Origin of the sequence: Methylobacterium variabile (assembly GCF_001043975.1) — a bacterium.
Taxonomy (GTDB): domain Bacteria; phylum Pseudomonadota; class Alphaproteobacteria; order Rhizobiales; family Beijerinckiaceae; genus Methylobacterium; species Methylobacterium variabile.
Map to the genome: position 1 here is coordinate 1 of NZ_LABY01000148.1, position 4,208 is coordinate 4,208.

Here is a 4,208-nt window from a genome sequence, read left to right on the forward strand (position 1 = left end):
GTCGCCGACATTCGGCGGGAAGGGCTGGCTGTCCCCCCCGGGCAGGTAGCGCGGGCCGTTGGCGATGGCATTGAGGGCGTTGGCCTGGGCCACGCCGCCCGGCCCGTAGTAGCCCGGAGGCGGGTAGCCGCCGTAGCCGGGGGCGGCGTAGCCAGGGGCAGCACCGCCGTAGCCGGGAGCCGCGTAGCCGCCCCCGTAGGCGCCGTAGGCGGGCTGGACGTAGCCGCCGCCATAGCCGCCATAGCCGGCGTAAGCGGGTTGGGTGTAGCCGCCATAGGGCACGCCGTAGGCGCCCGCCGTCGCGACCGGCGCACAGGCGGCCGGGTTCTGGGCGCAGTAGGTGTTGGCGACCTGGGCTGCTGCCGGGAACGCCGCGATGCAGAGCGAGGTGGAGAGAAGCCAGCGTGCAAGGCGCATGGTCAGACCCCGTGCTCGCGCAGCTTGGCGTCGACATGACCCGAAGTGCTTCCGCCGGTACTGACGCAGGCAGGCAGCAACACGGACATGCCGAGAAGCACGGCCGCCAATCGAAGAAGGCAGCGAACGCGATTACGGTCCATACTCAAGCCCCATGGATTTTTATTGATATTTGCCTTGCAGGCTCGACCCTGAGTGATCCACAAGCCTGATCCAGGACGCACACGCGATGGATTGGGCCAATGGGGATCGGATCGTTTCTCTCGGCGCGGCTCGCGCGCCGGGTCGGGCCGGAGCACCGCAGCTTCGCGGCGATGACCGGAACCGTGCTGGGTGGCGCCCACGCGGCGTGCCCGATCTGCCGGCGCGGCCATCTGCGGCCCGATCCCGCCGCTCCGAACCTGCGCCAGTGCGACGACCCGGCCTGCAGGGCGACCTTCTCGCTCGCCGAGATGGGCCGCACCTTCGCGATCGAGGGCGCGGACGTGCGCGACCTCGCGCACGAGGCGCGCCGGCAGGCGCTGGTCCTGTTCCTGACGGCGGTCCTGCTCGGGGTCCTGGCGGCGGCCTGGGCGGTCTTCGCGCAATCCTGGCTCACCCTGCTCGGCGCGGTGCTGCTGTGCACCGTGGTGCTGGCGAGCGCGCTCGTGCAGCGCTACCGCGCCTGGCAACTCGATCAGGGCCGGATGTTCGAGGCCCGCGCTCCGTTCGGCGCTTTCCTGATCGCCGAGTTGAATGGACTGCTCGGCCGCGAACGGGCCTGAGAGGAGGGGCGAGCGCATCGTCAGCTCCCCCCCATCATCGTGCACACGTTCGACAGCGACACGTCCATCTTGATCGTGCTGCCGACGAGGTCCGCGACGTCGTTGATGAAGAAGGCCAGTGTCCCGCCGACGAGGTACAGAACTGCCGAGCCGGGGCCGGCGCCGTGCTGGCCAGCCGTGGCGTTGTAGAGCCGCATGCCGGCGATCAGCCAGGCGAGCGAACCCAACGCCATGAAGAAGTAGGTGATCGCGATCTTGATGCTGTCGCAGGTCGAGGAGCGAGGCAGCGAGCCGTAATTGAACATGTTGTAGGTGATGTTGCCGCCCAGGACGAACGAGTTGGCGAACTTCCACATCAGAACGGGCGCGACGATCATCGCGCTGCCGAGCGCGAGCTTGCCGAAGGCCGCATCGATGGTCACCGGACGGTTCGTGAACTTGTGCTCTCCGGCGGCGACGCCGTAGAGGCCGTAGAGCCCGGCCGTCCCGTACACGATCCCGAGCAGCGCGATCAGCAGGAACACCAAGTTGACGACGAGCGGGAACACCTCGCTCAGCGAGACGAGGACGCTGCCGAGGTCCGGAACCGCCATCACTGACCCCTTTTCGAAAATCTGGAATGATGCTCCAACTGCTCGACACGTTCCTCAAGCGCGTTGAGCCTTGCTATGAGCTCCTCATATCTCAGGTTCGTCGGATCGACGTCGAGGCTAGGCCGGCGATAGGGCCGCTTCTCCTCAGCACTTCCGTCGTGATACTCGAATTTCGATCTATTTTTTTTCTGCAATTCAGGATTTACTGCGGCATCGGGTGCTGCCGCTACCAAAGTTGGCATCGCGGTTGCGAGTACAGCCGCCAGGGTTGCATTTCTTAATAAGGCCTTAACGAAGCTTTCCGCGGCCATGTCTGCTTAGCCCTTTCGATCTAGCCGGCACGCTGGCCTGAGCCCTACTGCAACCCTTGATGCAGCGAGTGCGGAGCAACCCGCAAGTCTTCGTGCTATACACCGGTATATCTCTATCATTAACGTACGAATGATCGTGGTATTGATGCCATAGTGCCCCTCGATCAGCACCCTTGGTCTTGGATGCCCCTGGGTCTTGATTGACATGTTGTGTCCATATTCGCAATATGAGCGCCAACACAAAAATTATGACTCTCTCGGGGCATCCTACGCATGGAGAACGCAGTAAAGCACCTGGCCTGGGCCGGCTCACTTGTCGCGTGTGTGTATCTTGCAACGGTCAACAACTGGCAGCCCATCTCTCTCTACATCGTCGCTGGAGAGAATAATCGTCCTCTGTCAGGGCCTGAGCAGAACAAATCTTCCCCTACCAGTTCTGCCAAAACAGCCAATCCAGCCAATGTGTTAGCCCCTGCTCCGCTGCCCTCCCCACAGGTTGCGTTAGCGCCTGCAGTCACACCCTCTGCGGCAGCCCCGACCTACGTTCCGGCGGCAGTGCCCGCGCCCGTGCCCGCGCCGCAGCAGGCAGGCACAGTCAGCTATGCAACAATTGAGGATCCCAACGTCGCCAGGAAGGTGACGGAGACGTTGGCCAAGCTTGCCTCAGTCGTCGACGTGCCGGCGGGGACGCCCGAGGGCCAGGTCGCGACGATCTTCTTCGATCCGCGCTGCCCTTACTGCCACGCTGCCTTCGCCGCTCTGCATGGGCGGATCGCGGCGCGCTGGGTGCCGGTGGTGGTCCTCGGCGATCCCGACGGCGGCAACCGCATGGCGGCCGCGGTCCTCTCCGGATCGGATCGGGTGGCGGCGCTCAAGACGATGTTCGACACCAAGGGCGCGGCCACGTCCTCGGCCCCGGCCAGCGCAGAGCTGATCGCCAAGCTCGCCGAGAACAAGGAGGCCTTCGCCTCGATCTTCGCAGCATCGCCGGCCCTGCGCCCCGGCGTCCCGACGATGTTCGTGCCCCGCCCCGACGGGCGGCTCGCGATCATGGTGGGCTACGAGACCGGCGACGACGCCAAGCTGCGCGCCGTCCTGACCGGTAGCTGACGATGGCGCGGCGATCCTCCATCGGAGCGTTCAGCCTACCCTCGGCCCGCGGCTGCCTGTCGCCGTCGGCGCTCGCCGACGAGATCGAGGGCTACGCGCGCGCCTCGTGGTTCTTGTCCGGTGCGGTCTTCGCCTCGCTGATGGCGATGATGTGGCTCACCTATGCCTGCCTCAAGTGGGCCGAGGTGATCCCCTACGTCGCCGACGGCGGCGTGTTCGGCTGCGAGGTCAGGATCGTGGCGCCGCCGGCGGCAGGAAAGCCGCGCTCATGAAGTCGGCCGACCACATCTCGCGCGAGGTCGATGCCGGCCGGATGATGCTGCGCAACCAGTGGTACTGGATCCTGCTGCTGTCGCTGTTCCTGACCCTGTCGCTCGTCGTCAACGCGCTTCTGTTCTACAACGCGTTCGTCCGGTTCCCGGTCAAGCAGTTCATCTGGACCTCGGACGCGCAAGCCGTCTGCGATGCGATCCCGCTCAACGAGCCGAACATCTCTCAGGCTCGGCTGAAGGAGTTCGCGGTCAGCTCGGCCGTCCAGTTGAATAGTTACGACTACGCGAACTGGCGCGCTCTCATCAACAACGCGCTGTCGCAGTCGTTCACCCCGAGTGGGCGTGACCGGTACCGGGCGGCCCTGCAAGAGAGCGGCATCATCCAGAAGGTCGTTCTCGGCTACCAGACCGTCTCGGCCGTGACGACGGACCCGGCCAACGTGGCCGAGGAGGGCAAGGCGGCGGGCCGGTACTACTGGCGCGTCGAAGTCCCCTTGCAGATCTTCTACCGCACCAACGTCGAGACCCGGGTCGAGCGGCGTCTCCTGACGATGACGATCGTGCGGATCGACCCGTCTCCGATCAACCCGAACGGCATCGCGATCGACTCGGTGATCTCGACGCAGCAACTGACCAATCAGGTGGGGCCATGAAGCGCGTTTTGGCCTCCGGCTTCGCTGTGGCTGCCGTCTGGGCGACCGCCGCGGCGGCGCCCACACGGGCAGCCACAGCGAAGCCGGA

At 65.4% G+C, this 4,208-nt stretch carries 6 protein-coding genes and 1 pseudogene; 4 read left to right on the forward strand and 3 right to left on the reverse strand.

The window, feature by feature from the left end:
• Positions 1-417, reverse strand: a pseudogene (locus VQ02_RS38770) (type IV secretory system conjugative DNA transfer family protein); the annotation flags it as partial.
• Positions 418-659: 242 nt separating this feature from the next.
• Here VQ02_RS38770 and VQ02_RS20250 point away from each other — a divergent pair.
• Entirely contained in the window at positions 660-1,181 is a 522-nt protein-coding gene (locus VQ02_RS20250; protein WP_048446021.1) for a hypothetical protein, read from the forward strand.
• A gap of 20 nt (positions 1,182-1,201) precedes the next feature.
• Here VQ02_RS20250 and VQ02_RS20255 read toward each other — a convergent pair whose 3' ends face one another.
• The gene (locus tag VQ02_RS20255) at positions 1,202-1,774 is read right to left on the reverse strand and encodes a hypothetical protein (RefSeq protein ID WP_048446022.1); all 573 of its coding nucleotides are present in this window, start codon (positions 1,772-1,774) and stop codon (positions 1,202-1,204) included.
• A complete protein-coding gene (locus VQ02_RS37360) occupies positions 1,774-2,085 on the reverse strand; it encodes a hypothetical protein (protein ID WP_156295506.1) in 312 nt (103 codons plus the stop codon). Before VQ02_RS37360 ends, VQ02_RS20255 begins: the two co-directional genes overlap by 1 nt.
• A gap of 648 nt (positions 2,086-2,733) precedes the next feature.
• On the opposite strand from VQ02_RS37360, the gene VQ02_RS39345 reads away from it, so the two are divergent.
• Genes VQ02_RS39345 through VQ02_RS20275 form a run of 3 tightly spaced genes read left to right on the forward strand, consistent with a single transcriptional unit; the run spans position 2,734 to position 4,120 of the window.
• Complete coding sequence (locus VQ02_RS39345; protein ID WP_245239798.1) at positions 2,734-3,195, forward strand: thioredoxin domain-containing protein; 462 nt, start codon at positions 2,734-2,736, stop codon at positions 3,193-3,195.
• 2 nt (positions 3,196-3,197) lie between these two features.
• The gene (locus VQ02_RS20270; protein ID WP_048446025.1) at positions 3,198-3,467 is read left to right on the forward strand and encodes a hypothetical protein; all 270 of its coding nucleotides are present in this window, start codon (positions 3,198-3,200) and stop codon (positions 3,465-3,467) included.
• Entirely contained in the window at positions 3,464-4,120 is a 657-nt protein-coding gene (locus VQ02_RS20275) for a DotI/IcmL family type IV secretion protein (RefSeq protein WP_048446026.1), read from the forward strand. The genes VQ02_RS20270 and VQ02_RS20275 overlap by 4 nt, the downstream gene beginning before the upstream one ends.
• Positions 4,121-4,208 lie beyond the last annotated feature (88 nt).

Coding starts and splice junctions, on each gene's coding strand:
- VQ02_RS20250 (WP_048446021.1), top strand. CDS start 660: ATGGGGATCGGATCGTTTCTCTCGGCGCGGCTCGCGCGCCGGGTCGGG.
- VQ02_RS20255 (WP_048446022.1), bottom strand. CDS start 1,774: ATGGCGGTTCCGGACCTCGGCAGCGTCCTCGTCTCGCTGAGCGAGGTG.
- VQ02_RS37360 (WP_156295506.1), bottom strand. CDS start 2,085: ATGGCCGCGGAAAGCTTCGTTAAGGCCTTATTAAGAAATGCAACCCTG.
- VQ02_RS20270 (WP_048446025.1), top strand. CDS start 3,198: ATGGCGCGGCGATCCTCCATCGGAGCGTTCAGCCTACCCTCGGCCCGC.
- VQ02_RS20275 (WP_048446026.1), top strand. CDS start 3,464: ATGAAGTCGGCCGACCACATCTCGCGCGAGGTCGATGCCGGCCGGATG.